This window comes from Curtobacterium sp. PhB190 (genome assembly GCF_004365385.1).
Lineage (GTDB): Bacteria > Actinomycetota > Actinomycetes > Actinomycetales > Microbacteriaceae > Curtobacterium.
The window spans coordinates 398522-423699 of record NZ_SODN01000002.1; the positions used below are offsets into that span (position 1 = coordinate 398522).

Here is a 25178-nt window from a genome sequence, read left to right on the forward strand (position 1 = left end):
GAATGCTCATGTCTCCCACGCCGCCAGTCATCACGTACCCGCCCGAGCTGCCGGTCTCGCAGCGGCGGGACGACATCGCGGCTGCCATCCGTGACAACCAGGTCGTCATCGTCGCGGGTGCCACCGGCTCGGGCAAGACCACCCAGCTGCCGAAGATCTGCCTCGAGCTGGGGCGTGAGCACATCGGGCACACCCAGCCCCGCCGGATCGCCGCTCGCACCATCGCCGAGCGCGTGTCAGAAGAGCTCGGCAGCGAGCTCGGCGACCTCGTCGGCTACCAGGTCCGGTTCACCGACAAGGTGTCGTCGAACACCCGCATCAAGCTGATGACCGACGGCATCCTGCTGAACGAGATCCACTTCGACCGCGACCTGAAGCGGTACGACACGATCATCATCGACGAGGCGCACGAGCGGTCGCTCACGATCGACTTCCTGCTCGGCTACCTCAAGCGGCTCCTGGTCCGGCGACCCGACCTCAAGCTGATCATCACGAGCGCGACGATCGACCCCGAGTCCTTCTCGAAGCACTTCGGCGACGCCCCGATCATCGAGGTCTCCGGGCGGACCTACCCCGTCGAGATCCGGTACCGCCCGCTCGTGTCCGAGGACGCCGACGACACCGATGAGGACGACGAGACCGATTCGCGCACGGCCGACCGCGGCGGGGCGAACGGCGCCGACGACCGCGACACCCTGCAGGGGATCACCGACGCGTTGGACGAACTCGCGCGGGAAGAACCCGGCGACGTGCTCGTGTTCCTGTCCGGCGAGAACGAGATCCGCGACGCGCAGGACGCGATCGAGGGCAAGCGCTACCAGGGCACCGAGGTCCTGCCCCTGTACGGCCGGCTCTCCGCCGCCGACCAGCACCGCGTCTTCGACCGACGCACCACGCCGGGGATCCGCCGACGCGTGGTGCTCGCCACCAACGTCGCCGAGACCTCGCTGACGGTGCCCGGCATCAAGTACGTCATCGACACCGGCACCGCGCGCATCTCGCGGTACTCCCCGCGCGCCAAGGTGCAGCGGCTGCCGATCGAGGCGATCTCGCAGGCCAGCGCCAACCAGCGTTCGGGTCGAGCGGGCCGCACGAGCGCCGGCATCGCGATCCGGCTCTACTCCGAAGACGACTTCGAGCGTCGCGACGAGTTCACCGACCCCGAGATCCTGCGGACGAACCTCGCCGCGGTGATCCTGCAGATGATCTCGCTCGGGTTCGGCGACATCGAGTCGTTCCCGTTCCTGCAGCCACCGGACTCCCGCGGCGTGAAGGACGGCCTGGACCTGCTGCGCGAACTCCGTGCCGTCGACAAGGACGGCCGGATCACCAAGTCCGGACGACAGCTCACCCGGCTGCCGATCGACCCGCGGCTCGGCCGGATGGTGCTCGAGGCCGGGCGCCAGGGCGTCGGTCGCGAGGTCGTCGCCGTCGTCAGTGCCCTGAGCATCCAGGACCCCCGCGAACGCCCGCTCGAGAAGCGCGCCCACGCCGACCAGATGCACGCCCGCTTCGCCGACCCGACGAGCGACTTCCTCACCCTGCTCGCGCTGTGGAACTACATCGAGGACAAGCAGGACGAGCTGTCGTCGAGCGCGTTCCGCCGGCTCTGCAAGGCCGAGTTCCTCAACTACCTGCGCATCCGCGAGTGGCAGGACCTCTACCGCCAGCTCTCCCGCGCCGCGAAGCAGGTCGACGTCCGCGTGGGGCAGTCCCGCTCCGAGGACGGCGACGCGGTGCACCGGTCCCTGCTCGCCGGTCTGCTCAGCCAGATCGGGCTGCGCGACCGCGAGAAGCGCGACTACCTCGGCTCGCGGAACACCCGGTTCGTGGTGTTCCCGGGCAGTGTGCTCGCGAAGAAGCAGCCCGACGCGGTGATGGCGGCCGAACTCGTCGAGACCAGTCGACTGTTCGCACGGACCGTCGGCCGGATCGACCCCGCCTGGGTCGAGCCCCTCGCCGGTGACCTGCTGAAGCGCACCTACGGCGAACCGCACTGGGAGAAGAAGCAGGGCGCGGTCGTCGCCTACGAGCGGGTGACCCTGTTCGGCGTCCCGATCGTGCAGCGGCGCCGCGTGCAGTACGCCCGGATAGACCCGGAGCACTCGCGCGAGCTCTTCATCCGCCACGCCCTGGTCGAGGGCGAGTGGGAGTCGCAGCAGGCGTTCGACCGTGCCAACCGGAAGCTCCGCAAGGAACTCGAGCAGCTCGAGGAGCGCACGCGCCGGCGCGACATCCTGCTCGACGACGAGAACGTCTACGAGTTCTACGACGCCCGCATCCCCGCCGACATCGCGACGACCCGCGACTTCGAGGGGTGGTGGCGGACGACGCGCCGCGACCAGCCGGACCTGCTCACGATGCGCAGGGCGGACCTCCTGGACGAATCCGCTGCCGAGGCAGCGGAGGACGACGTCGAGTACCCGACCCAGTGGCGGAGCGGCGACCAGCGACTCGCGATCCAGTACCGCTTCGAGCCGGGCGCGCAGGACGACGGCGTCAGCGTGCAGGTGCCGCTCGCGCTGCTCCCCCGCATGCGCGAAGAGGGCTTCGACTGGCAGGTCCGCGGCCTCCGCAAGGAGCTCGTGACCGCTCTCATCAAGTCGCTGCCGAAGCAGATCCGCAAGAACGTCGTACCCGCCGCCGACTGGGCCGAGAAGATCGTCGCCGAGCTGCCGGACGACGCCCCGACCGAGCCGACCGAGTCGTTCCGCGCGACCCTGGCCAAGGCGATCCAGCGTATGACCTACGTCCCGGTGTCGGAGTCCGACTTCGACCTGGCCCGCGTGCCGTCGCACCTGCTGCCGACCTGGGCGGTCGTCGACGAACGTGGTCGGCGGGTCGAGGCCGGCAAGGACCTGTCGGTCCTGCAGACGAAGCTCAAGGACCGCACGCAGCAGAGTGTCGCCTCCGCCACGGTGCGGGCTGCGGGACAGCCAGGAGGCGCGGCTCGCGTCGCCGCCGCCGGTGGCGGTGCCGGGGTGGAACAGTCCGGCCTCACCACGTGGCCGGCCCAGGACCTGCCGCAGACCCTCGACACCAAGCAGGCCGGTGGTGTCATCCGCGCCTACCCGTCCCTGGTGGAGGAGGGCTCCGGCCCGAAGGCGACCGTCGGCGTGCAGTTGCTCGCGACGCCGTCCGACCGGCAGGTGCGCATGCCCGCCGGGGTCCGTCGCCTGGTGATGCTCGCGGTGCCGTCGCCGGTGTCGTACATCCAGTCGCACCTGACCGCGCAGGAGAAGCTCGCACTCGCGGCGAGCCCGTACGTCTCCACGAACGCACTCTTCGACGACGTGCTCGCGGCCGTCGTCGACGCGGTGATCCGTCGCGCTCACCCGGACGGGCTCGTGTTCACGAAGGCCGCGTTCGAAGCGGTTCGTGACGCCGTGTCGGCGACGGTCGTCGACACGATGTTCACGGCAGTGTCCGAGCTCGCTGCCGTGCTCCTCGCCCAACGGTCCGCCGAACGAGCACTCAAGCAGGCGAACTCGATGTCCCTGCTCGGTGCGCTGACGGACATGCGCCAGCAGATGGAGCGTCTCGTCTCCCCGGGGTTCGTCTCCGTCGCCGGGACCGACCGGCTCCGGCGCATCCGGGTCTACCTGCAGGGCATCGAGGCGCGCGTGCAGAAGCTGCTGCAGAACCCCGGGCGCGATGCCACGTGGATGCGCGAGGTCACCGTCGCGACCGACCGCTACGTCGACGCTGGCGGGGCCTTCCCGCCGTCGGTCGGTTCGCACCCCGAGCTCGTGCACGCGCGGTGGATGCTCGAGGAGTTCCGCCTCAGCCTGTTCGCGCAGGAACTCGGCACCGCTGAGACGGTGTCGCTGCAGCGGATCACGAAGGCCCTGACCGCAGCGCGCTGATCGGTCTACCGTGACGGCCATGATCGGCACACTCGACATGGTGGTCCTGGACTGCGCAGACCCTCGCGGCCTCGCGCGCTTCTACGCGGAGCTGCTCGGCGGCGAGATCGTCGGCTTCGACGAGGACTGGGCGGAGGTCGCGCTCCCCTTCACCGACCAGCGGCCGCTCCTGGCGTTCCAGCAGGTCGAGGACTACCGCGCACCCGAGTGGCCCGGCCAGCTCGTCCCGCAGCAGAGCCACCTCGACGTGAAGGTCGAGGACCTCGACGACGGCGAGGCAGCGGTCCTGGCGATCGGTGCGACCGCGACGGGCTCGGCGACCCCGACGTTCCGCGTGTACCTCGACCCGGCGGGCCACCCGTTCTGCCTCATCCGCCCGAACGACTGATCAGGCTTCGGTCGCGAGCCCCTCGGTCGCCAGGCCCTCGACGACCTGCACACCCGGCAGCGCTCCGAGGACGGTGCCGGGCAGGAACACCTTCGCGCCGCGTCGTCCGGCTCCGATCACCGCGTCCGGTGCATCGAGCACGCGGGAATCGACGTACACCGGCCAGTCGGAGGGGAGCCCGATCGGGGTGATCCCGCCGTACTCCATGCCCGTCAGCTCCACGGCCTGGTCCATCGGCGCGAAGCTCGCCTTCCGCACGTCGAGCAGCTTCCGGACGACACGGTTCACGTCGAGGCGGGTGTGGGCGAGCACGACGCACGCGGCGAACCGGACGTCCTCGCCGCGCTTGCCCGCGACGACGATGCAGTTCGCCCCGCCGTCGAGCGGGAAGCCGTAGGCCTCCGAGAACGCGGCGGTGTCGGCCAGGTCGGGGTCGATCGGAGCTGCCTCGATCCGTGCGGCGACATCGGCGGGCAACGCGGCGAGCGCTGCGGCCACCGGTGCGGCCAGCAGTTCCGGGGCGGTCAGGGCAGGAACCCGTTCGAGCGTCGGCATGGCTCCACCCTAGGGAGCACCTCGTGACCATGCTGGCTCCATGTCGACGTACGACACCCACCTCACCGCCCTCGCCGGAGCAGCGCAACGGTTCGACGACGTCCTGCGGTCCGGCGACCGCGCGGCACCGGTGCCGTCGTGCCCTGGTTGGTCCGTCGAGGACCTCGGGGTCCATCTGACCGACGTGCACCGGTGGGCGCTCGGGCAGCTGACCGGTGCGGAGCCCGCACCGCTCGCGCACGACGACCTCGCGGACCGCTTCCGCACGGGAGCCGACGAACTCGTCGCGGCGCTCCGGGCACGCTCCTCGGACACCCCGTGCTCGGCGATCTACCCGCCGGACACGGCCGCGACCTGGGCACGTCGCCAGGCGCACGAGACCGCGATCCACCTGTGGGATGCGCAGCGGGCGCTGGGAGTCGAGCCGGGCCTCCCGGTCGAGCTGGCGACCGACGGCGTTCGTGAGGTCGTCGGTGACCTGTACCCGCGTCAGGTGCGGCTCGGCCGCATCGCGGCGCTGGCGCGGACCGTCGTGTTCGCGTTCTCCGACGCACCCGGCGAGGCCTCGCTCGACGGCGCGGACGGTGGCGACGCCGCCGTCATCGTCACTGGTCGGGCGGAGGACGTGCTGCTCCTCCTGTGGAAGCGACGGGCGCTCGTCGAGGTCGCGTTGACGATCGACGGTGAGCGGGCAGCACTCGACGCCGCACTCGCGACCAGACTGGTGCCATGACGGAGATCCGACCGATCGACCTGGACACCTGGCCCCGCCGCGAGCACTTCGAGCACTACCGGCAGCGTGTGCAGTGCACCTACGAGGTGACCGTCGACGTCGACGTCACGGCCTTCGTCGCAGCGGTCCGCACGAGCGCGGCGAAGACCTACGCGTCCCAGATCTGGGCGATCGCGACCGTCGTCAACCGCCACGCCGAGTTCCGGATGCAGCTGCTCGACGACGGCTCCCCCGGCGTCTGGGACGTCGTGCACCCGATGTTCACGGTGTTCCACCCGGACACGGAGACCTTCTCGGCGTTGGTCGTGCCCTACGACGAGGACCCCGGCCGGTTCCACGCCGCCGCGGTCGACACGATGGAGCGGTACCGGGACGACGTCCGGATGTTCCCGCAGGACGACCGGCCCCGGAACGTGTTCGACGTCTCCACCTTCCCCCGCACGTCGTTCACCGGGTTCGCGCTGCACGTCCGCGACGGGTACGACCACCTGTTGCCGATCATCACGCTCGGCAGGTACCGGACGGAGGGTGACCGCACCGTGATGCCGCTGGCGCTGCAGATCAACCACGCGGCGGCCGACGGCTTCCACACCTCGCGGTTGGTCCAGGAGCTCGAGGACCTGTTCGCCGATCCGTCGTGGCTGGTGTGAGCGCGCCGCGCTGACGGACGGGAGGCCCGTGGCGGACCCCGCCACGGGCCTCCCGTCCGCTCGCCCCGAGTCCAGGGCCGCGCAGGACGCCGTCGTGTGCGCGAGACGCCGGCAAACGGCGCGGCGTCTGGGCGCCACACCACGCGACGACGAGCGCGTCAGGACGACCGCGCTGCCGACGCCTGCTGGTTCTCGCGGCGGATCGCGTCACCGCCCCGGCGACGCCACTCTCGCACGGTCCCCTTCCACGACGACACCTTCGCCCGCCCGAGCAGCACGTCGTTGATCGCGTTCGTCGCGAAGGTGCCGAGGGCCGGCCCGGTCGTCGAGTTCGTCGGCGAGTACAGGCCGTAGGCGGGGTTCGGAAGCCCGCGGTCGACCCACGACGACAGCGACTCGTAGACGGTGTCCGTCATCGTCGGGTTGCCCGAGTAGTACAGCGGCAACGGGCACTCGGTGAAGTACTGCAACGGGAACTCGCCGAGCGCGGTCTCGCTGTTGCCCGTCTTGGTGAGGACCGGCGATCCGTCGCGGTACTCGAAGTCGCGGCCCTCGATGCCGAACTTGCGGTACATCCAGGCCTCGGTGCCGAAGGGCGACGCGCACCAGTTCAGGACCTCGAGGAGCATCTTCACGCGGTCCTCACCACCGGCGGCGACGGCCGCGATCGCGTTGTTCGGGTCGCCGAGCCACGGCTTCGACTCCGCTCCGGACGGTCCGACGAAGGGGGCGATCGTCAGCTCGAAACCGCTGCCCGGGGTGGCCTGCTGCAGCAGTCCGGGGATGGCGCTGTACGTGTCGGAGAGCATGAGGGCGGAGCCCTGCACGAACCAGACCTTGCCGTTGTAGGCGGTGATGCTGTCCGGGTGGACGAGGTCCTCGGCGATGAGCTTCCGCGACACCTCGAGCAGGTCCTGGTACTCGTCCAGCTCGTACATGTGGGTGAACCGGCCACCCTCGACCTGCCACTGGTTCGGCAGCCCGAGCATCGGACCGAGGATGTTCGTCGGCACCGAGGCGAGCGCCCACCGGTTGCTGTGCGGGTCCGAGACGTCGCGGCAGACCTGCACGAACTCGTCGACGCTCGAGAACGCGGGGTCGACGCCGAGGGCTTCGAACCGGTCCTGCCGGCGGTACAGGGCCTGCGACGTCAACGGTCCGCGCGGGACGGGGACGCCGTAGATGCCGCCGGAGAAGACGGTGCCGCGCCACGACGCGGTCGGCAGGTTGGCGAGGTAGGGGTAGTCGCGGACGCCACTGCCGGACAGGTGCGGACTGAGGTCGGCGGCCTTGGCCTCGAGGAACTGCGGCAGGTACGGGAACGACCCGAACACCGTGAACACGTCGCCGAGGGTGTCGCCCGCGACCTGCGTGGCGAACTTGTTGCCGAAGTCGGCGTTCGGCGTGATGGTGAGGTCGAGGTCGATCCCCATCCGCTGGTCGAGCCCCTGCCAGTACGGGTTGCTGCCCTTCGAGGGCGGCACGGGCGAGTTCGTCGGCACGCTGCCGTGCACGGTCGAGCCGTCGCCGGGCTTGCCGTCGGTGGGCACGAGCGACGCCGGGATCTTCCGGAAGGCGCTCGGCATGAGGGCGCTCGTCTTCGGGAACGCCGGCTCCGGCCCGCCGGCCCACGGCACGTAGTCCGGCAGCGTGACCGCCTGGTTGATCGCCTTGACGTCGGTCGAGCGGGTCACGGTGGAGCAGCTGGCCAGGAGGCCCGTGGCTGCGACCCCGAGACCGCCCGCGATGAGCGCGCGGCGGGTGATTCCGTTGTTCGTCACGCTGGTCAGCCCTTCACCGCACCGGTCAGGACACCCTTGGCGAAGTGCCGCTGCAGGAACGGGTAGACGATGAGGATCGGCACGATCGAGACGACGAGGATCGCCATCTGGATCGAGGCCTGGGGTGGGAGGGCATCGGCGGACGCCCCGAGGTCGGCGCCGCCGAGCTGCGCGTTGTTGATCACGTAGGTGCGGAGCACCAGCTGCAGGGGCCACTTCGCGGCGTCGTTGATGTAGAGCAGCGCGTTGAAGAACGCGTTCCAGTACCCGACGGCGTAGAACAGGCCGATGACGGCGAGGACGGCCTTCGACAGCGGCAGCACGATCCGCCAGAACACCGCGAAGTCCCCGGCACCGTCGATGCGTGCCGACTCGAGGAGCTCCTGCGGGATCGCCATGAAGAACGACCGCATCACGATGACGTTGAAGGCGCTCAGGGCGGTGGGCAGGATGAGCGCCCAGTACGAGTCGAGCAGCCCGAACTGCTTGACGACGAGGTAGTTCGGGATGAGGCCGGGCGCGAACAGCAGGCTGACGAGCACGAGGCCGAGCACGGCGCCCGACCCGTAGGAGCCCGGACGGCTGAGGGCGTAGGCGAGCATCGCGCTCACGAACAGGCTGATGAGCGTGCCGACGGTGGTGATGCCGATGCTCACGACCAGGGCCCGGGTGACGACACCGCCGGCGAAGATGCTCTCGTAGGCGCTGAGGTCGAAGCCCTTCGGCCACATCACGAACCCGCCGGCGTCGTTCACCTGGCTGGTGGGTGCGAGGCTCGTCGACACGATGCCGACGAACGGCAGGATCACCACGAGGCAGATCACGAGCAGGACCGCTCCGGTGAGCAGCCGTCCGGGCAGCGGAGCCGCGTCCGGGCCACCGCGCTTGCGCTTCTTCGCCCGTGGGACGGTCACGGTGTGCGTGGCGGTCATCGCGACTCCTTCTGGTAGACGCCCGCTTCACCGAAGACGTGCGCGAGCTTGTTGGCGCCGAGCACGAGCAGCACGCCCACGACGCCCTTGACGAGTCCGACGGCCGCGGCGACACCCCACTGCCCACCGAGCACGCCGTTGTTGTAGACGTAGGTGTCGAGGACCTCGCTGGCGGCACGACCGACGGCCTGCTGCTGCAGGATGATCTGCTCGAAGCCGACGGTGAGCGAGTCGCCGAGCCGCAGGATGAGCAGCAGGATGATGATGCCGCGCATGCCGGGCAGGGTGACGTGCCACAGCTGGCGCCAGCGCGAGGCGCCGTCCATCTTCGCCGCCTCGTACAGGCTGGCGTCGATCGAGCTGAGGACGGCGAGGAACAGGATCGTCGCCCAGCCGGTGTCCTTCCAGATCACCTGGCTGGTGAGCAGGGCGATGAACCCGTCGGGGTTGCCGAGGAAGTCGATCGCGTCACCGCCGGCGGCACGGATCGCGTTGTTCACGAGCCCGGAGCCGCCGAGGATCTGCTGGAACACCGCGACGACGATCACCCACGACAGGAAGTGCGGCAGGTACAGGATCGACTGCACGACGCCCTTGATCCGCTCGGACAGCAGCGAGTTGAGCATGAGCGCCAGGATGATCGGCGCGGGGAACACGAACACGACCTGCACGAGGGTGATCACGAGGGTGTTCCGGAGCGCGCCGAGGAACTCGCCGTTGCCGTCGAACACCACCGAGAAGTTCTCGAACCCGACCCAGGGGCTGCGGCCGAGCGGGACGAACGGCAGGTACTCCTGGAATGCGATGAGGTTGCCGAGCAGCGGCAGGTAGTGGAACCCGAGCAGCAGGGCGACTCCCGGCAGGCCCATCAGCAGCAGCACCCGGTCGCGGCGGATCCGCTGCCACGTGCTCCGTCGGCGGAGCCCGGGGTCGGGTGGTGGTGCGGTGTGCGCGGTGGTCATCGCGCGGACGTCGAGCTTCGTCACTCGGTGGCCTCCTCCGTTGGATTCCTGCAGCGACCCTGGCGTGCTGAGTTACAACGTGGCAATCCGTTGCCAAACGTTTCCATCGTTGTAACGCTCCAGTGAGCGCACACCCGCAGCCCCGCACGACGACTCCACCGGAGACCGGCCGCGCTACGCTCGTCCCGATGCGCGCAACCGTGCGGGACGTGGCCACCCTCGCCGGGGTGTCGCCGAAGACCGTCTCCAACGTCATCAACGGCGGCGTGGTGGTGCGCCCGGAGACCCGCGAGCGCGTCGAGCGGGCCGTCGCCGAACTCGACTACGTGCCGAACCTGTCCGCCCGCGGGCTGCGGAACGGCCGCTCCGGTGCGATCGCCCTGACCCTGCCCGAGATGGGCAGCGCCTACTCCGCCGAACTCGCGCAGTGGTTCGTCGAACTCGCCCGCGAGCGCGGATGGGTCGTCCAGCTCGACCAGACCGGCAACGACCCGGCCCGCGAGCGCGAACTCGTCTCACGAGCCCGCGCCCACCTCGTCGACGGCCTCGTGCTCAACCCGGTGTCGCTCAGCGCGAGCGTCCTGGCCTCGACCGAGGGGCTGCCGCCGACCGTCGTGATCGGCGAGGTCGAACCCGAGCACGTCGACCAGGTGCACGTCGACAGCCGGGCCGCCGCCGAGCAGGTCACCGCCTACCTGGTGTCCCGGGGGCACCGTCGGATCGCGGTCGCCGGTGCCGCCCGGGCGTCCGAGCCCACCGCCACCAGCGAGCTACGGGAGCGCGGGTACCTCGCCGCGCTCGCCACCGCCGGGATCGAACCGGACGCGGCGCTGCGGGTGCCGCTGCCGTCCTGGACGACGAGTTCGGCGGCGACGGCGTTCGCGGCTTGGCTCGACGAGCACCCCCTGCCCGACGCCGTGTTCGCGTTCACGGACTCGATCGCCTTCGGCGTGCTGCACGTCCTGGCCGCCCGAGGCGTCCGCGTCCCCGAGGACGTCAGCGTCATCGGGTTCGACGACATCGACGGTGCGGCGTACGCGATCCCCGCGCTCAGCACGGTGTCGTTCGACCGGCGGGCGTTCGCGACGGCAGCACTCGACCTGCTGACCCGACGGATCGAGGACCGGAGCCTGCCACCCGAGACCGTGGTGGTGCCGCACCGCATCGTCGAGCGCGCGAGCGTCGCCGACCGCTGATCGGTGGTCGCTGATCGGTGGTCGCTGATCGCTGATCGCTGATCGCCGATCGCCGATCGCCGATCGCCGATCGGCGATCGCTGATCGCTGATCGCTGATCGGCGTACGCTCCGCGGCATGACCAGCGAAGACGCCTCGATGCCGACGCTCGCCGCGACCGTCCTGCAGTCCCCGGAGCCAATCGCCCTCGCCCGGTTCTACGGCGCCCTGACCGGGTGGACCGTGTACGAGGACGACCCGACCTGGGCCCGCATCCGCCCCGCCGAGGGCGCGGGTCTGTCCGTGCAGTACGAGCCCGAGTACGTCGCGCCGACCTGGCCCGGCACCGCCGATCCCCCCGGCATGCAGCTGCACCTCGACTTCCAGGTGGAGGACCTGCCGGCAGCCGTCGCCCGCGCCGAGGAGCTCGGTGCCACACAGGCCGCGTTCCAACCGCAGGACGACGTCCGGGTGCTGCTCGACCCCGACGGGCACCCGTTCTGCCTGTTCCTGCCCGGGGCCTGAGGCAGGTTGGCCGCGCCCCGAGGTTCCACAACATGCCGGATGATCTCCGCCGAGGTTCCGAACTGCGGCGATCCGAGCGCCGACATGCCGAGATTTCGGAACCTCGGGGACGAGACGAGACGGGACGAGACGAGACGGGACGGACGGGACGAGACGGGACGGGCGCGGCTCAGGCCGGGGCGGCGGCTGCCAGCACCGCGGCGCGCGTGCGGGCGTCACCGAGGATCCGGAAGTGCCCGCCCACCGGCAGCCGCACGTTCGTCGCCCCGGACAGTTCACTGCCCTCGGGGATGAGCGTGTCGAACACCCCGTAGACCGAGGTGATGCGGGCGTTCGCGTCGAGCTCCCGCGCCAGTCCGGCCAGCACGGGGTCGGCCGCCCGGAACACCCGCAGGTGCCGTACCGGAGCCAGTCGCGCGTAGCCCGACCCGGCGAACGGCGTCGAAACGGCGACCATGCGGTCGATGCGGCCGTGGTCGTCGAGCTGGGTCATCGCGTACTTCCCGATGAGCCCGCCCTTGCTGTGCGCGAGCACGAGCACGTTCCGCAGGTCGTGCTCCTCGAGGTACGCGAACACGTCGCGCGCCGAGTCCGGCACCGGCCGCAGGTTGTGCCGCAGCACCGGCAGCACGTGCACCGGGTGCCCGCGGTCGTGCAGGGCGTCCATGAGCGGCCGCATGAAGTGCCACGTCTCGTAGACGCCGGGGATCACGACGACGGGCTGGCCGTCGCCGGTCCGGTAGTCGTCAGCGGTGGTGGGCCCGAGGCTCCGCACCTGCCACGAGATCGCGTACCACCAGTCGAGTGCGGCCCACCTCGCGCGTCGCACCAGCGGGATGCCGGGAGGCACGGGTCGGCCCGTGCGCGCCGGCTCCGTGCGGAACGTGGTCGGGTCCGTCTCCAGCTCATCGCGCACGCCCCGAGGGTACGCGGCGGTTCGCAGCACTGCGTCAGGCTCGTCATCGGCTGCACATAGGGGCGCGGTGTGCACTGCCTTCCATGAGCGACACCACTCCCACGAACGGCCACGAGCCGGGCAACGCCGCCCGCACTCCCTCGGCAGCGGCACCGGCCGGCTGGGGTTCGGCACCCACGCCGACCTCCACGGCGACCCTCGACGCACCCGCACCGAACCAGTACGCCCAGCAGCCCTACAGCCCCGACGCCGGATCCTGGAACGCGGGCGACCCGAACGGCGCCACCCCGTGGTACGGCGCCTCGGCCCCGACGAGCCGGAAGAGCGCACCGAAGCCGCCGTGGTTCTGGCCCGTCCTGGCTGCGATCGTCGGGCTGGCGGCGCTGCTCGTCGGCGGTGGCATCGGCTTCGCCATCGGGCATGCGATCGGTGGGGACCAGTCCCAGTCGACGACGCAGGTGCCCGGCACGAACGGCGGCACGAACCAGTTCCCGGGCAACGGCACCGGGCAGCTCCCCGGGTACGGATCCGGCAGCGGCACGGACGGCAGCAGCAGCGACAGCGGCACCGGCAGCTGATCCGCAGTACGCTCCGGCCATGCGCAAGGTCACCGCAGGGCTGTTCACGTCGGTCGACGGCGTGGTGCAGGACCCGTACGAGTTCCAGTACGACAGCTTCGACGACGAGCTCGGGGCCGGGATGGGCGCGTTCATGGCCCGCACCGACACCGTCCTGCTCGGCAGGAACAGCTACCTCGAGTGGTCCGAGTGGTGGCCGGCGCACCCCGACGACGGCTTCGGGCAGTGGATCAACCCGATCGAGAAGTACGTGGCCTCCACGACGCTCGGCGACGACCTGACGTGGCAGAACACCACCAGGATCCCGGGCGACCTCGACACCTTCGTCCGCGAGCTCAAGGAACGCGACGGCGCCGACATCGCGGTGTGCGGCAGCGTGAGCGTCGTCCGGCACCTGCTGTTCGCGGGGCTCCTGGACGAGCTCCAGCTGATGGTGCACCCGGCGATCGCCGGCGCCGGCCGGAAGCTCTTCGAGCCGACCGACCCGGCCACGCGCCTGCGGCTGGTCGGCAGCACCGTGACGAGCAAGGGGAACGTCGTGAGCACCTACGCACGGCTCGACGCCTGACGGAGCCGACCCGGGCCTCCCGGTCGGCAGTGGACGGGAGCGGTCCACAGCGCGCGTACCCTCGTGGGTGACCACCTCACGAACCGAAGAAAGCCGGATCAGCATGCCCCAGGACACCCGCCCGCACGTCGTCATCGTCGGCGGTGGATTCGCCGGTGTCGCTGCCATGCGCGAGCTGGCGGACGCTCCCGTCCGGGTGACGCTCGTCGACCGGCACGTCTACAACATGTTCCAGCCCCTCATGTACCAGGTGGCGACGGGCGGGCTGAACGCCGGCGACGTGACGTACTTCCTGCGCAGCCTGCGCGCCAAGCAGGACAACGCCGAGTTCCGGCACGGCTTGCTCACCGGCATCCGGACCGACGAACGCATCGCCGAGATGTCCGACGGGGAGCACCTGCACTACGACTACCTGGTGCTCGCGAACGGCGTGAACACGAGCTACTTCGGCACCCCGGGCGCCTACGAGTACGCGTACTCGATGTACTCCCGCTCGCAGGCCCTGCGGATCCGCGACGAGCTGTTCACCCGGTTGGAAGAGGCTGCCGCGAACCAGGGCCCCGACGAGATCAAGATCGTCATCGTGGGCGGCGGCGCGACCGGCGTCGAGATGGCCGGCGCACTCGCGGAGCTCCGCGACCAGGCACTCGAGGGGGCGTACCCCGAGCTGGACAAGGGTGCCATCACGATCACCCTCGTGCACCGCAGTGGCGAACTGCTCAAGCCGTTCGCTCCGCGCCTGCGCCGGTACGCGGCCAAGGTCCTGCGGAAGCGCGGCGTCGTCCTCCGGCTGAACACCGGCGTCTCCGAGGTCAAGACCGACGGCGTGATGACGGCCGACGGCGAGTTCATCCCCGCCTCGCAGGTCATCTGGGCCACCGGCGTCGCCGCCCACAAGGAGGTCTCGGGCTGGGGCCTGCCGCAGACCAGCGGCGGACGCATCCAGGTCGGCGACGACCTGCGCGTCAACGGCGCCGAGCGGATCTTCTCGGCCGGCGACATCGCGGCGCAGTCCGAGGCCCTCGCGCAGCTGGCCCAGCCGGCGCTGCAGGGTGGACGGCACGTCGCGAAGCAGATCAAGCGTCTGCTCGAGGGCAAGCCCACCGAGCACTTCAAGTACTTCGACAAGGGCACGATGGCGACCATCGGCACGAACGCCGCGGTCGCGCAGCTGCGGGGTGGCATCACGCTCGTCGGGCCCGTCGCGTGGCTGGCGTGGGTGGCCGTGCACATCGCGTCGCTGCTCGGCAACGGCAACCGGCTGTCGACGCTGTCGCACTTCTTCGTCCGCTACCTGTGGTTCATGCGGAAGCGTGCGATCCCGATCGTCGGCGACGTCCGGCCCGTGCGCCCGAACGGCGACCGCGAGCCGGAGCCGTGGCAGATGCAGAAGTCCGAGTAGTCGGCGCCGACGCGCTCGCGCGTCGCGCGTCGCTTCGCGGTTCGCTTCGTGAGTAGAAATGGTCGGGTCCGGTGACTGAACCCGACCATTTCTGCTCACCATGCGCCGTGGTTCGGACCGGCGACGGCCGGGAGGCGCGGGGCGGGGCCGCCACGGGCCTCCCGTCCGTTGCCGGGGCGCGTGGGGCTGGCGCCGACTCGGAACGACCATGTCGACGTCGTGCGACATCGAACTCGTCGTTCGGAGTCTCGCAGGGACCGGTCGCCTACGCGACCCGCACGCCGGAGTAGGCGCCGGCGGCGATGTCCTCGAGCAGTCCGGGGCCGGTGGGCTCCCACCCGAGGAGCTCGCGGGTGGCGTCGGACGTGGCGGACATCTCCATGCCGAAGAACCGGCCGATGAACCCGAAGTGCGCGTCCGCGTCCGCCGGGTCGATCGAGGTCACCGGCAGCCCGAGGACCTCGCCGATGGCCTCGGCGATCGCCCGGGTCGGGATCGCGGTCTCGGCGACGGCGTGCATCCGAGTGCCGGCCGGCGCCTGCTCCAGACCGAGGCGGACGAGCCGGGCGGCGTCGGTGACGTGCACGGCGGACCAGCTGTTGGTGCCGTCGCCGACGTAGCCGGAGACGCCGCGCTGCCGGGCGGCGCCGACGATCGCGGCGATGAAGCCGTGGTCACCGGTGCCGTGCGTGGTGGGGCTGAACCGGGCAGCGATCGTGCGTACCCCCTGGCCGACGAAGTCGAAGCCGCGGTTCTCGCTGCCGCCGCGCATGCTGTCCGGGCCGACGAACGGGTTGGCGTCCCCTTCGGTCGAGGGGCGGCCCTGGGCGAGCCCGGCGACGCCCGATGCGAGGACGAACGGGCGGTCGGTGCCGACGAGCGCTGCACCGATGGTCTCGACGGCGGCCCGCTCGCTGGCATTGGTGGCGGCGGCGTTCGCCCAGTCGTGCTTGTTGGCGAGGTGCAGCACGCCCTCGGCCTCGGAAGCGCCGCGGCGGATGGCGTCCAGGTCGTCGAGGTCGCCCCGGACGACGTCGACGCCCTTCGCGTCGAGCGCTGCGGCCGAGGCGTCGGACCGGGCGAGTCCGGTGACGGTGTGTCCGGCGGCGAGCAGGTCGTCGACGGTGTGGGAGCCGATCCAGCCGGAGGCCCCGGTGACGAACACGTGCATGAGTGGTCCTTTCGCAGGCGTCCACGGCGGTGATGTCATGAACTGACATCACCGTAGCACTCGATGTCAGCCGCTGTCATCAAGTTGTTCTGATCAGTAGACTCTCCACATGGCTCGCTGGCAACCCGGAACGCGTGAACGACTGCAGGCGGTCGCGCTGCAGCTCTTCGCGTCCGAGGGCTACGACGGCACCACGGTCGCGCGGATCGCCGCCGAGGCCCAGGTCACCGAGCGCACCTTCTTCCGGCACTTCGCGGACAAGCGCGAGGTCCTGTTCGCCGGCCAGGACGACTTCCTCGCGATGTTCGTCGACCCGATCACGGCCGCCCCGGCCGACGCGGCGCCCTTCGACCTGGTCGGACGCGCCCTCGACGCCGCCGCCGGGTTCTTCCCCGAGGACCGCCGGTCGTGGTCGCGGGCCCGGCAGACGATCATCGACGCGAACGCAGCGCTCGGCGAACGGGAGCTCGGCAAGCTCGCCACCCTGAAGGCGCGCCTGGGCGAGGTCATGCGCGAGCGCGGCGTCCCCGAACCAGCGGCGACGATGGCCGCCGAGACCGCCGTGACGGTGTTCCACCTGTCCTTCGCCCAGTGGATCGCTCCGGGTGAGGAGCGTCCGTTCGCTGCGATCGTGCACGAACGGCTGGACGCGCTGGCGACGCTGGTGCACCCCGCTCGCTGAGTGCCCCGGAGCACGCCCGACCGTAGGCTCGGCCCGTGACCACGGAGCGCACCGACGTCCTCGTCGTCGGCGGTGGTCCCGTCGGCCTCTTCCTCGCCGCGCTGCTGGCTGCGCAGGGCATCGCCGTGCAGGTGTGGGAGCGTCGCCCCGGTCCACCCGAGGGGTCGCGCGCCATCGGCATCCACCCGCCGTCCCTCGACGCCTTCGCCGCGATCGGGCTCGACGTCCCGGTGCTCGCCGAGGCCACTCTCGTGCGCACCGGCGTCGCGCGGAGCCGCGGGCGGACGCTCGGCACGCTGACCTTCGACCGCGCCTCGGACACCCACCCGTACGTCGCGACGCTCGACCAGCACCGCACCGAGTCCCTGCTGCGGGATCGGCTGGCCACTGCCGATGGGGCAGCGCTGCGCACCGGGACGACGGTGACCGCCCTGTCCCGGCACTGTGACCACGTCGACGCGGTCGGCTCCGGCCCAGACGGCGCACCGGTCACCGTCCGAGCGGCGTTCGTCGTCGGGGCCGACGGCGCACGGAGCATCGTCCGTGACCTGCTCGGCATCGGCACCACCGGACGCGACTACCCCGACCGCTACGTGATGGGCGACTTCGCCGACCCCGAAGGCGCCGACGCCCGGACCGCGGCCCTGGTGGACGTCGGCCCCGGAGGCGTCGTCGAGTCCTTCCCCCTGCCGCACAGTCGGCGCCGGTACGTCGCCCTGGTGCCGGACTCGCTGGCGTTCGCCCCGAGCGGCGCGACCCCCGACCCGGAGACGGCCGCACGACTGGCCGCGATCGTCGCCGCACGCACCGGCGTCGTCCCGGATCCGTCCTCCTGCACGATGCTCAGCGGCTTCCGGGCGCGGCGCCGCGTCGCCGACCGCGTCGGGGTCGGCCGGGTCGTGCTCGTCGGCGATGCCGCCCACGAGATCAGCCCGATCGGCGGGCAGGGCATGAACCTCGGCTGGCTCGACGCGGCCGAGCTCGCGCCGTTGCTCGCCGGTGCGGTCCGGACCGGCGTGGCCGGACCGTGGCCCGGCTACGCCGCCCGCCGCCAGGCAGCCGCCCGCCGTGCGGCCCGGCAGGCCGAGGCGAACATGGGGCTCGGTCGTCCGCTCGGTGCCGCCTCCACCATCGGACGGGAGGCGCTGCTCCGGACGGTCCTGTCGCTGCCGACCGCGCACGGCCTGGCTCGGCTCTACGCCATGCGCTGGGCCTGACGGCTCGCGTCGGCGCGCGGCCGGCTCGCGTCAGGCGACGAGTCGCGCCCCGGCGACACCGAGCTCGACGACGAGCACCAGGGACGACGCGATGACGAGCCGGAACAGGGTCCGCGACGCCCGTCCCGCCAGCACCAGCCGGACCCCCACCACGGCGAGCGCCAGCACGACGACCGCTCCGACCACGGCCAGTACGACCCCGCCGCCGCGGACCGGGTCGTCACCGAGCACCTGTCCGCCGAGCACCAGGCCGGCCGCGACGACGAGCGACCCGAACGCGACGATCCCGGCTCCCCGGAGCCCGAGGCGGTGCGGGAACCCGCGGACCCCGGTGGCGGCGTCGTCGACCAGGTCGGGCAGGACGTTCGTGCAGTGGATCGCGACGCCGAACACCGCGCCGGTGGCGATCGCCCACCACGCCGGCCACAGCTGCTCGGGACCGGCGGACACCGCGACCACGGGCAGCAGCCCGAACGCGACGACGAACGGCACGACCGACCACACGGTGCGCTTGAGCCCGGCGTCGTAGGCCCACCCCGCGGCGACGAGCACCAGGTGCGCGACGGCGGCGACGGGCCCGAGGAACAGCGAGAGGACCACGGCGACCCCGGCGGTCACGAACGCCGCCGTGCGGACCGTCTCGACCGCGATGAGCCCGCGGGCGACGGGCTTGTCGCTCCGGCCGACGGCACGGTCGCGGTCGGCGTCGATCCAGTCGTTCGCCAGGCCGATCGACAGCTGGCCGGCGACCACCGTCAGCGCGACCAGGACCACGAGCCACACCGGGTGTCCGACCGCCGCGGCGATGACGGCGGCGAGCACCGTGACCGTGACGGTCGGGCCGGGGTGGGACGAGGCGAACAGCAGTCGCACCACGTGGGGGTCCTGGCCGGAAGTCACCCGGCCAGCGTACGGGCGGGGCGTGCCGGGCGACGCAGACTCCGACGGCCGAGCACCCCCGAGGCCAGCGCGATGCCGAGCAGCACGACCAGTCCGCCCACCGGCTCGTTCCACCGCACGCGCTCACCGAGCACGAGCACGCCGAGCGCCACGCCGACCACCGGCGTCAGGTAGGTGACCGTCGACGCCCGACCGGCGCCCCACGCCTGGACCAGGCGCGTGTTCCACGCGTAGGCCAGCCCCGTGCCGACGCAACCGAGCGCGACCATCGCGGCCACGATCCTCCCGTCCAGCTGTACCGGGCCGGTGGCGATGGCGGGCGCGACCAGCAGGAGCATGCCCGACGCCAGCGTGAGCTGCACCGTCGCGATCGTGACCGGGTCGTACGCGCTGCCCACCGCCACGCGGCGCAGGTAAGCGAGGCCGATGCCGTAGGACGCGGTCATGCCGAGCAACGCCACCTGCCCCGGGACGCTCGCCAGGACGGCCGGGTCGCCGAGCAGGTCCCACGGACCGACGAGCACCAGCACGCCGACGATGCCGACCACGATCCCGGCCACCTGCCGGCCCCGCAGCCGCTCGGAGGGCACGAGCACCGCGAGCGCCGCCAGCGTCATGATCGGGGTCGTCGCGTTGTAGATGCTCGCGAGCCCGGACGGCACGGTCTGCTCGGCCCACGCCATCAGCGACGACGGCAGGGCGTTCAGGAAGAACGCGACGACTGCCAGGTGCGCCCACACGCGGGGCTCCCGCGGCCAGCGTCGACGGGTCGCGAGCAGCAGCACGACGAGCGTCACGCCGCCCAGGACGGTCCGCACGGTGGCGACCTGCTGCGGTGCGAGTCCGTCGAGGCCGATCTTCGCGAAGAGGAAGCTCGAGCCCCAGGTGAGGGCGACGAGACCGTAGAGGAGGGCGTTCATGTGGCCTAGTGTCGAACCACCAACGCCCATGCGGCAAACGCATGGGGTTCATGCCGACATGAGGAGCACGCATGACCGTCTCGGTCCCCCAGCTCCGTGCGTTCGTCGCCACGCTCGACGCCGGGTCGTTCACGTCCGCGGCCTCCGTGCTCGGCGTCGGCCAGTCGGCCGTCTCGCACGCCGTCGCCGGGCTCGAGCGCGAGGTCGGCGGGCCGGTCGTCCGGCGCGGTGCGGTCGCCGTCCCGACACCCCTGGGCGACCGCCTGCTCGCCCACGCCCGCAGCGTGCTCGCCTCGGTCGACGCCCTGGAGGCAGTGGTCCGGCCCGCCACGGCGCGCGGCACCGTGCGACTCGCGGCCGTCCCCACCGTCTGCCAGGGCCTGCTGCCGCGGCTCCGCGAGCTGTGGGCGGTGACGTTGCCCGACGTCGACGTGCAGGTCTACGAGGGCGACGACGACGAGATGCCCGAGTGGCTCGAGAGCGGCACGGTGGACGCTGCCGTGCTCGTCGACCCCGCGCCGGTGCCGGCCGGGGGCGTCGTCGTCGCCCGGGACGAGATGGCCGCCGTCGTCCGACGCGACCACCCGCTCGCCGAACTGCCCGCGCTCACGCTCGACGACCTGCACGAGGACGGCCTGGTCGCGGGCGGCGGCGGGTGCGAGTACCAGATCCAGAAGCTGCACGAGCTCGACGGACGCCCCTTCCGGTACGCCCACCGCGTGCGGGAGATGAGCACCATGTTCGGGATGATCGAACGGGGCGAGGGCGTCTCGATCGTGCCGACGCTCGGCCGGGTGATGCTGCCGCCGGACCTCGTGATGGTGCCGATGGCCCGGCGACTCGAGCGGACCCTGGTGCTGAGCGGCCCGTCGTCGCGCGAGTGGCACCCGCTGGCGAGGGCGCTGGTCGACGCGGTCTGACGGGTTGCACTTGCAAGTGCAACCCCGGTACCGTTGAGCCAGTTGCCCACCAACGGACGCGAGACGGAGACCCGATGCGCCAGACCACGACGCCACGGCCCCTCCGCGTCGACGAGGTCGCTCGCGCCGAGGCCGTCGACCTCGTCGAGCGCGCTGGCGATCGACAGGTCGCGACCGTCGAGCTCCACCTCGACGACGGCACGGAACTCGTGCTCCCGGAGCGACTCGGAGGCTTCGTCGCGAACCTCGTCCGCAGCATGGCCGACGGGGCTGGCGTGTCGACGAGCATCCTCCCCGACGAGATGACGACGACCGTCGCCGCCGACGTCATCGGGATCTCCCGACCCACCTTGATGAAGGCCATCGGCCGAGGTGAGATCGCTGCACACACTGTCGGGACCCACCACCGGCTCCGGCGCGCGGACGTCCTCGCAGCCCGAGACGCACGACGGGTCACCCGCGCTGCGGCAGCTCACGAACTGCTCGAGTCCGGTGAGGCCTTCGACTGACACCCGGTCAAGGTAGGCTTGATATGTGATGCTTCAGCGGGTCTTCGTCGACGCGAACGTCTTCTGCAGCCGGACGTTGCGAGACTGGACGTGCCTGCTCCGACTCCACACGGACGGCATGTTCCAGCTCCACACGACCGAGGACGTACTGGCCGAGACCACGCACACCCTCCGCCGACTGCACCCCGACAGGCCGGGGTCGGCCGTCTCCCGGCTGCGAGCAGCGATCCTCGACTCGATCGACGAGCTCGTCGACGACTTCGACGCCACGGTCGAGTACCACGGAACCGATCCCGACGACCGGCACGTGCACGCCGCCGCGATCGCCTGCGGGGCGCACGTCCTCCTCACGCAGGACCGTGGTCTCCGCGCGACGGATGCAGCGATGTACGAGGTGTACCGCTGTGACGAGTTCTTCAGCCTGGTCGACGACTCGGCGCCGTGGATCGTGCGCGACGTCGTGCGCGAGCAGGCGCGGTACTGGTCCAGCCGTCCCCGCGGCGCACGGAAGAGCCTGCCCGGGGCGCTCCGTGACGCCGATTGTCCGACGTTCGCCGGGCGGGTGGAACGACATCTGCGGTTCCTCGCCGGATGACCGTGCGCTGAACGGACGACGGGGACCCCTCGGCAGGATGGACCGATGGCCGAGACGCACGTGAAGACCTTCACCACCCCGGACGAAGCGGCAGCCGAAGCCGCCGGCCTCGGCTGGCTCGCCGAGGCCGAAGACGCTGGCGGCACCAGGATCGCGCGGGTGCTGGACCGGCCGGCCACGACCGTGCTCGACCTCGAGCTGATCACTGACGGCTCCCCCACCGCCGCACAGGCCGAGCGCTTCGGACGCTCCCTCGCGCACACCCACGCCGCCGGCGCCGACCACTGGGGCGCACCGCCCGCCGGCTGGACGACGGGTTCCGCGCTCCGGATGGGACGCTCCCGCACCCCGTTCGTCGACGCAGCGCATGCACCGAGTACCTGGGGCGCGTTCTTCGCCGAGTACCGGATCCGCGACTTCGTCCGCCGAATCGTCGACGCCGGCGGGTTCGACCACGCCCAGGCGGCCGTGTTCGAGCGGGTCGCCGACCGGGTGCAGGACGGCACGCTCGGGTCGCCGCAGCCCGCACTCGTCGGGGACCGGCCCGCGCGGCTGCACGGCGACCTGTGGGCCGGCAACGTGCTCTGGCCGACGGACGCGTCCGAACCGACCGGCGCGGTGCTCATCGACCCGATCGCGCACGGCGGGCACGCCGAGACCGACCTGGCGCTGCTCGGACTGTTCGGGCTGCCTCGGTTGGAGACGGTGCTCGCCGCCTACGACCGGGAGTCGCGGCTCGCCGACGGCTGGCAGGAGCGCGTCGAGCTCCACCAGCTCGCGCCGCTGCTGCTGCACGTGTTCCTGTTCGGTGGGTCGTACACGGGGGCGGCCCTGCACGCGGCGCAGCGGTACGCCTGACCCGCGCACGGTGCGGGCTCGCTCGGCCCGTGCGAGGTTGCTCGACCGGGGACCGGCGCCGCACCGTGCGCCGCCCCAGCCCCGCCAGCCCGGCCGGCGCCGAGTCAGCCAACCTCGCACCGTGCATCCTTAGGCCGCGCACAGCCGGCGCAGTGCCGCGCTCGGGGAACGCCCCGGATGCTCATCGACATGACCACGTACCCGATACCCGTGACCGATCGAAGGGGCCCCGCGCTGACCGACGCGCAGGATCGGCGTCGCAAGCCGCTCGCCCGCCTGTTCCTCGGCGAGCGCGAGGACGCCCGCTGGCTCCGGCCGGCGTTCTGGGCGCTCCTCGCCGTGACCGCCGTGGTGTACCTCTGGGACCTGAGCGTCTCGGGGTACGCCAACAGCTTCTACGCCGCCGCCGTGCAGGCCGGCACGAAGTCGTGGGAGGCGTTCTTCTTCGGCTCCCTCGACTCGTCGAACTTCATCACGGTCGACAAACCCCCGGCGTCGCTCTGGGTGATGGTGTTGTCGGCCCGGCTGTTCGGCTTCTCGAGCTTCAGTCTGCTGCTCCCCCAGGCACTCATGGCCGTGGGCTCGGTCGCGCTGGTGTGGGGCACGGTCCGTCGCACCCTCGCCCGCGTCGGCACCACCACCGCGAACGTGGGCGCCCTGCTCGCCGGCTTCGTCGTCGCGGCCACGCCGGCGGCGGCCCTGATGTTCCGCTTCGACAACCCGGACGCGATGCTCGTGTTCCTGATGACCGTCGGCGCGTACTGCACGGTCCGGGCACTGCCGCGGGGCAGCTGGAAGTGGATCGCCCTCGCCGGGGTCGCCCTCGGCTTCGCGTTCCTGACGAAGATGCTGCAGGGGCTGCTCGTCCTGCCGGCCTTCGGCCTCGTCTACCTGTTCGCCGCCCGCACCACCTGGGGCAAGCGCGTCATCGGGCTGCTCATCGCCGCTGGGTCCCTCGTGGTGTCGGCCGGTTGGTGGATCGTCGCCGTGTGGCTGTGGCCGGCCGAGTCCCGCCCGTACATCGGCGGTTCGACGAACAACACCGTCCTCGACCTGGTGTTCGGCTACAACGGCCTCGGTCGGATCTTCGGCGGCTCGGGCAACGGTGGCGGAGGCGGTGGCATGACCGGCGGCACAGCGGGTGGCTCCTTCGGTGGCTCGACGGGCCTGAACCGGCTGTTCTCGTCCGAGATGGGGCTCGAGATCTCGTGGCTCCTGCCCGCAGCGCTCATCGCACTGGTGGTCGGTCTGGTCGTCGTCGGACGCCGTCACCTGGCCGACCCGGCCCGCGCCGGACTCGTCCTGTGGGGCGGCTGGCTCCTGGTCACCGGCCTGGTGTTCTCGTACATGTCCGGCACGATCCACCCGTACTACACGGTCGCGTTGGCACCGGCGATCGCCGGGCTCGTCGGCACCGGTGGCGCGCTGCTCTGGCACGCACGAGCGCGGTTCGTCGGCCGGCTCGGCCTGGCCGCGATGATCGGCATCACCGCCTTCTGGGGCTGGTGCCTCCTCAATGAGAACCCGACGTGGCTGCCGTGGCTCCGCTGGGTGATGCTGGCCGGCGGGCTGCTGTCCGCAGCGCTCGTGGTGATGGGCAGTGTCCCGTCGCTCCGCAAGCTGGTCACGGTCGGCGTCCTCGCGGGCACCCTGTTCGGGCTCATCGGCACCACGGCCTACGCCCTCGCCACGACGACCGTCGCGCACTCCGGTTCGATCCCGAGCGTCGGTCCGGCGGGCAGCAGCTCCGGTGGGATGGGCGGCGGCACCGGCGGCTTCCCGGGAGGCACGGGCGGACCGGGTGGGTCGACCTCCGGCTCCGACGACGGCGGCTCCGACAGCACGTCCGACTCCCAGCAGGGTCCCGGCGGGACCCCGCCGGAGGGCGCGTCCGGCGAGGCGCCGGAGATGCCGGACGGCACGTCCGGCACGGCACCGGGCAGTGGCCAGGACGGCACGGACGACGCGACCTCCGAGGGTGGGTCGGGGACGGGCCTCCAGACCGGGGGCGGTGGCGAAGGTGCGTCGACCTCGTCGGCACTGCAGAAGCTGCTCGAGGCGTCCGACGCGAAGTGGGCGGCCGCCGTCAACGGATCGCAGTCGGCCGCGCAGCTCGAACTCGACACCGACACCGCCGTCATGGCGATCGGTGGCTGGTCGAGCGACCCGGCACCCACGCTCGCGCAGTTCAAGGCGTACGTCGCCGACGGGGACATCGGGTACTACGTCTCCTCCGGCTCCGGCTCCGGTGGCGGCGGCATGGGCGGCGGGTCGTCCACCGCATCGGCGATCCAGGAGTGGGTCGCGGCGAACTACGAGTCGACGACGGTCGGCGGGCAGACCGTCTACGACCTGAGCAGCACGAAGTGATCGAC

General features: G+C 71.5%; 24 protein-coding genes. 16 read left to right on the top strand and 8 right to left on the bottom strand.

Translation table 11 applies throughout. From position 1 onward, the window contains the following. Positions 1-8: 8 nt before the first annotated feature. Together hrpA and EDF47_RS04665 are read left to right on the top strand one after the other, a co-directional pair. Positions 9-3866 carry an ATP-dependent RNA helicase HrpA gene (hrpA, locus tag EDF47_RS04660; RefSeq protein WP_131880441.1) on the top strand — a complete coding sequence of 1286 codons (3858 nt, stop codon included), beginning with the start codon at positions 9-11 and terminating at the stop codon, positions 3864-3866. Between the two features lie 19 nt (positions 3867-3885). Continuing rightward, the gene (locus tag EDF47_RS04665) at positions 3886-4254 is read left to right on the top strand and encodes a VOC family protein (protein ID WP_123292292.1); all 369 of its coding nucleotides are present in this window, start codon (positions 3886-3888) and stop codon (positions 4252-4254) included. On the opposite strand, the gene EDF47_RS04670 is transcribed toward EDF47_RS04665, so the two are convergent. Continuing rightward, the gene (locus EDF47_RS04670) at positions 4255-4809 is read right to left on the bottom strand and encodes a YbaK/EbsC family protein (RefSeq protein WP_131880439.1); all 555 of its coding nucleotides are present in this window, start codon (positions 4807-4809) and stop codon (positions 4255-4257) included. Between the two features lie 40 nt (positions 4810-4849). On the opposite strand from EDF47_RS04670, the gene EDF47_RS04675 reads away from it, so the two are divergent. Both EDF47_RS04675 and EDF47_RS04680 read left to right on the top strand, forming a co-directional pair. Continuing rightward, positions 4850-5542: a maleylpyruvate isomerase family mycothiol-dependent enzyme gene (locus EDF47_RS04675; RefSeq protein WP_131880437.1), complete on the top strand. Its 693-nt coding sequence runs from the start codon at positions 4850-4852 to the stop codon at positions 5540-5542. Beyond that, complete coding sequence (locus EDF47_RS04680) at positions 5539-6192, top strand: CatA-like O-acetyltransferase (protein WP_131880435.1); 654 nt, start codon at positions 5539-5541, stop codon at positions 6190-6192. The genes EDF47_RS04675 and EDF47_RS04680 overlap by 4 nt, the downstream gene beginning before the upstream one ends. 158 nt (positions 6193-6350) lie before the next feature. Here EDF47_RS04680 and EDF47_RS04685 read toward each other — a convergent pair whose 3' ends face one another. Genes EDF47_RS04685 through EDF47_RS04695 form a run of 3 tightly spaced genes read right to left on the bottom strand, consistent with a single transcriptional unit; the run spans position 6351 to position 9891 of the window. Then, positions 6351-7973 (bottom strand): hypothetical protein, encoded by a 1623-nt coding sequence (locus tag EDF47_RS04685; protein ID WP_131880433.1) that lies wholly within the window; start codon positions 7971-7973, stop codon positions 6351-6353. A 5-nt stretch (positions 7974-7978) separates the two neighbouring features. Then, on the bottom strand, positions 7979-8905 hold the full coding sequence (locus tag EDF47_RS04690; RefSeq protein ID WP_133937679.1) for a carbohydrate ABC transporter permease: 927 nt from the start codon (positions 8903-8905) through the stop codon (positions 7979-7981). Further along, the gene (locus tag EDF47_RS04695) at positions 8902-9891 is read right to left on the bottom strand and encodes an ABC transporter permease subunit (RefSeq protein WP_243834005.1); all 990 of its coding nucleotides are present in this window, start codon (positions 9889-9891) and stop codon (positions 8902-8904) included. The genes EDF47_RS04690 and EDF47_RS04695 overlap by 4 nt, the downstream gene beginning before the upstream one ends. A 164-nt stretch (positions 9892-10055) precedes the next feature. Here EDF47_RS04695 and EDF47_RS04700 point away from each other — a divergent pair, with 164 nt between their 5' ends. Next, the gene (locus EDF47_RS04700) at positions 10056-11063 is read left to right on the top strand and encodes a LacI family DNA-binding transcriptional regulator (RefSeq protein ID WP_132099846.1); all 1008 of its coding nucleotides are present in this window, start codon (positions 10056-10058) and stop codon (positions 11061-11063) included. Between the two features lie 117 nt (positions 11064-11180). Then, positions 11181-11567: a VOC family protein gene (locus tag EDF47_RS04705; protein ID WP_243834006.1), complete on the top strand. Its 387-nt coding sequence runs from the start codon at positions 11181-11183 to the stop codon at positions 11565-11567. Between the two features lie 169 nt (positions 11568-11736). Here EDF47_RS04705 and EDF47_RS04710 read toward each other — a convergent pair whose 3' ends face one another. Further along, positions 11737-12483, bottom strand: a complete 747-nt coding sequence (locus EDF47_RS04710) for an alpha/beta hydrolase (protein WP_347812765.1) — start codon at positions 12481-12483, stop codon at positions 11737-11739. Positions 12484-12566: 83 nt separating this feature from the next. On the opposite strand from EDF47_RS04710, the gene EDF47_RS04715 reads away from it, so the two are divergent. The 3 genes from EDF47_RS04715 to EDF47_RS04725 all read left to right on the top strand — a co-directional run bounded on the left by EDF47_RS04715 (position 12567) and on the right by EDF47_RS04725 (position 15031). After that, complete coding sequence (locus EDF47_RS04715) at positions 12567-13061, top strand: hypothetical protein (protein WP_133937681.1); 495 nt, start codon at positions 12567-12569, stop codon at positions 13059-13061. Positions 13062-13080: 19 nt separating this feature from the next. Next, complete coding sequence (locus EDF47_RS04720) at positions 13081-13629, top strand: dihydrofolate reductase family protein (RefSeq protein ID WP_132099845.1); 549 nt, start codon at positions 13081-13083, stop codon at positions 13627-13629. 103 nt (positions 13630-13732) lie between these two features. Continuing rightward, positions 13733-15031 carry an NAD(P)/FAD-dependent oxidoreductase gene (locus EDF47_RS04725; RefSeq protein WP_111084726.1) on the top strand — a complete coding sequence of 433 codons (1299 nt, stop codon included), beginning with the start codon at positions 13733-13735 and terminating at the stop codon, positions 15029-15031. A 265-nt stretch (positions 15032-15296) separates the two neighbouring features. On the opposite strand, the gene EDF47_RS04730 is transcribed toward EDF47_RS04725, so the two are convergent. Then, on the bottom strand, positions 15297-16202 hold the full coding sequence (locus EDF47_RS04730; RefSeq protein WP_131880425.1) for an SDR family oxidoreductase: 906 nt from the start codon (positions 16200-16202) through the stop codon (positions 15297-15299). 109 nt (positions 16203-16311) lie between these two features. On the opposite strand from EDF47_RS04730, the gene EDF47_RS04735 reads away from it, so the two are divergent. Beyond that, positions 16312-16884 (top strand): TetR/AcrR family transcriptional regulator, encoded by a 573-nt coding sequence (locus EDF47_RS04735; protein WP_131880423.1) that lies wholly within the window; start codon positions 16312-16314, stop codon positions 16882-16884. 35 nt (positions 16885-16919) lie between these two features. Continuing rightward, positions 16920-18101, top strand: coding sequence for an NAD(P)/FAD-dependent oxidoreductase (locus EDF47_RS04740; RefSeq protein WP_131880421.1), 1182 nt, complete (start codon positions 16920-16922; stop codon positions 18099-18101). A gap of 30 nt (positions 18102-18131) precedes the next feature. Here the strand turns inward: EDF47_RS04740 and EDF47_RS04745 are convergent, their stop codons facing one another. Both EDF47_RS04745 and EDF47_RS04750 read right to left on the bottom strand, forming a co-directional pair. After that, on the bottom strand, positions 18132-19001 hold the full coding sequence (locus EDF47_RS04745; RefSeq protein WP_243692415.1) for a UbiA family prenyltransferase: 870 nt from the start codon (positions 18999-19001) through the stop codon (positions 18132-18134). Beyond that, on the bottom strand, positions 18998-19921 hold the full coding sequence (locus EDF47_RS04750) for a DMT family transporter (RefSeq protein ID WP_111084731.1): 924 nt from the start codon (positions 19919-19921) through the stop codon (positions 18998-19000). The genes EDF47_RS04745 and EDF47_RS04750 overlap by 4 nt, the downstream gene beginning before the upstream one ends. Positions 19922-19992: 71 nt before the next feature. Here EDF47_RS04750 and EDF47_RS04755 point away from each other — a divergent pair, with 71 nt between their 5' ends. The 5 genes from EDF47_RS04755 (at position 19993) to EDF47_RS04775 (ending at position 25173) form a co-directional block, all read left to right on the top strand. Further along, entirely contained in the window at positions 19993-20841 is an 849-nt protein-coding gene (locus EDF47_RS04755; protein ID WP_131880419.1) for a LysR family transcriptional regulator, read from the top strand. Between the two features lie 74 nt (positions 20842-20915). After that, positions 20916-21350 carry an excisionase family DNA-binding protein gene (locus EDF47_RS04760; RefSeq protein ID WP_133937683.1) on the top strand — a complete coding sequence of 145 codons (435 nt, stop codon included), beginning with the start codon at positions 20916-20918 and terminating at the stop codon, positions 21348-21350. A 28-nt stretch (positions 21351-21378) separates the two neighbouring features. Then, positions 21379-21945 (top strand): PIN domain-containing protein, encoded by a 567-nt coding sequence (locus EDF47_RS04765; RefSeq protein ID WP_132099842.1) that lies wholly within the window; start codon positions 21379-21381, stop codon positions 21943-21945. 45 nt (positions 21946-21990) lie between these two features. Further along, the gene (locus tag EDF47_RS04770; protein WP_131880415.1) at positions 21991-22803 is read left to right on the top strand and encodes a fructosamine kinase family protein; all 813 of its coding nucleotides are present in this window, start codon (positions 21991-21993) and stop codon (positions 22801-22803) included. Positions 22804-22992: 189 nt separating this feature from the next. Next, complete coding sequence (locus EDF47_RS04775; RefSeq protein ID WP_243692414.1) at positions 22993-25173, top strand: glycosyltransferase family 39 protein; 2181 nt, start codon at positions 22993-22995, stop codon at positions 25171-25173. Positions 25174-25178: the final 5 nt, after the last annotated feature.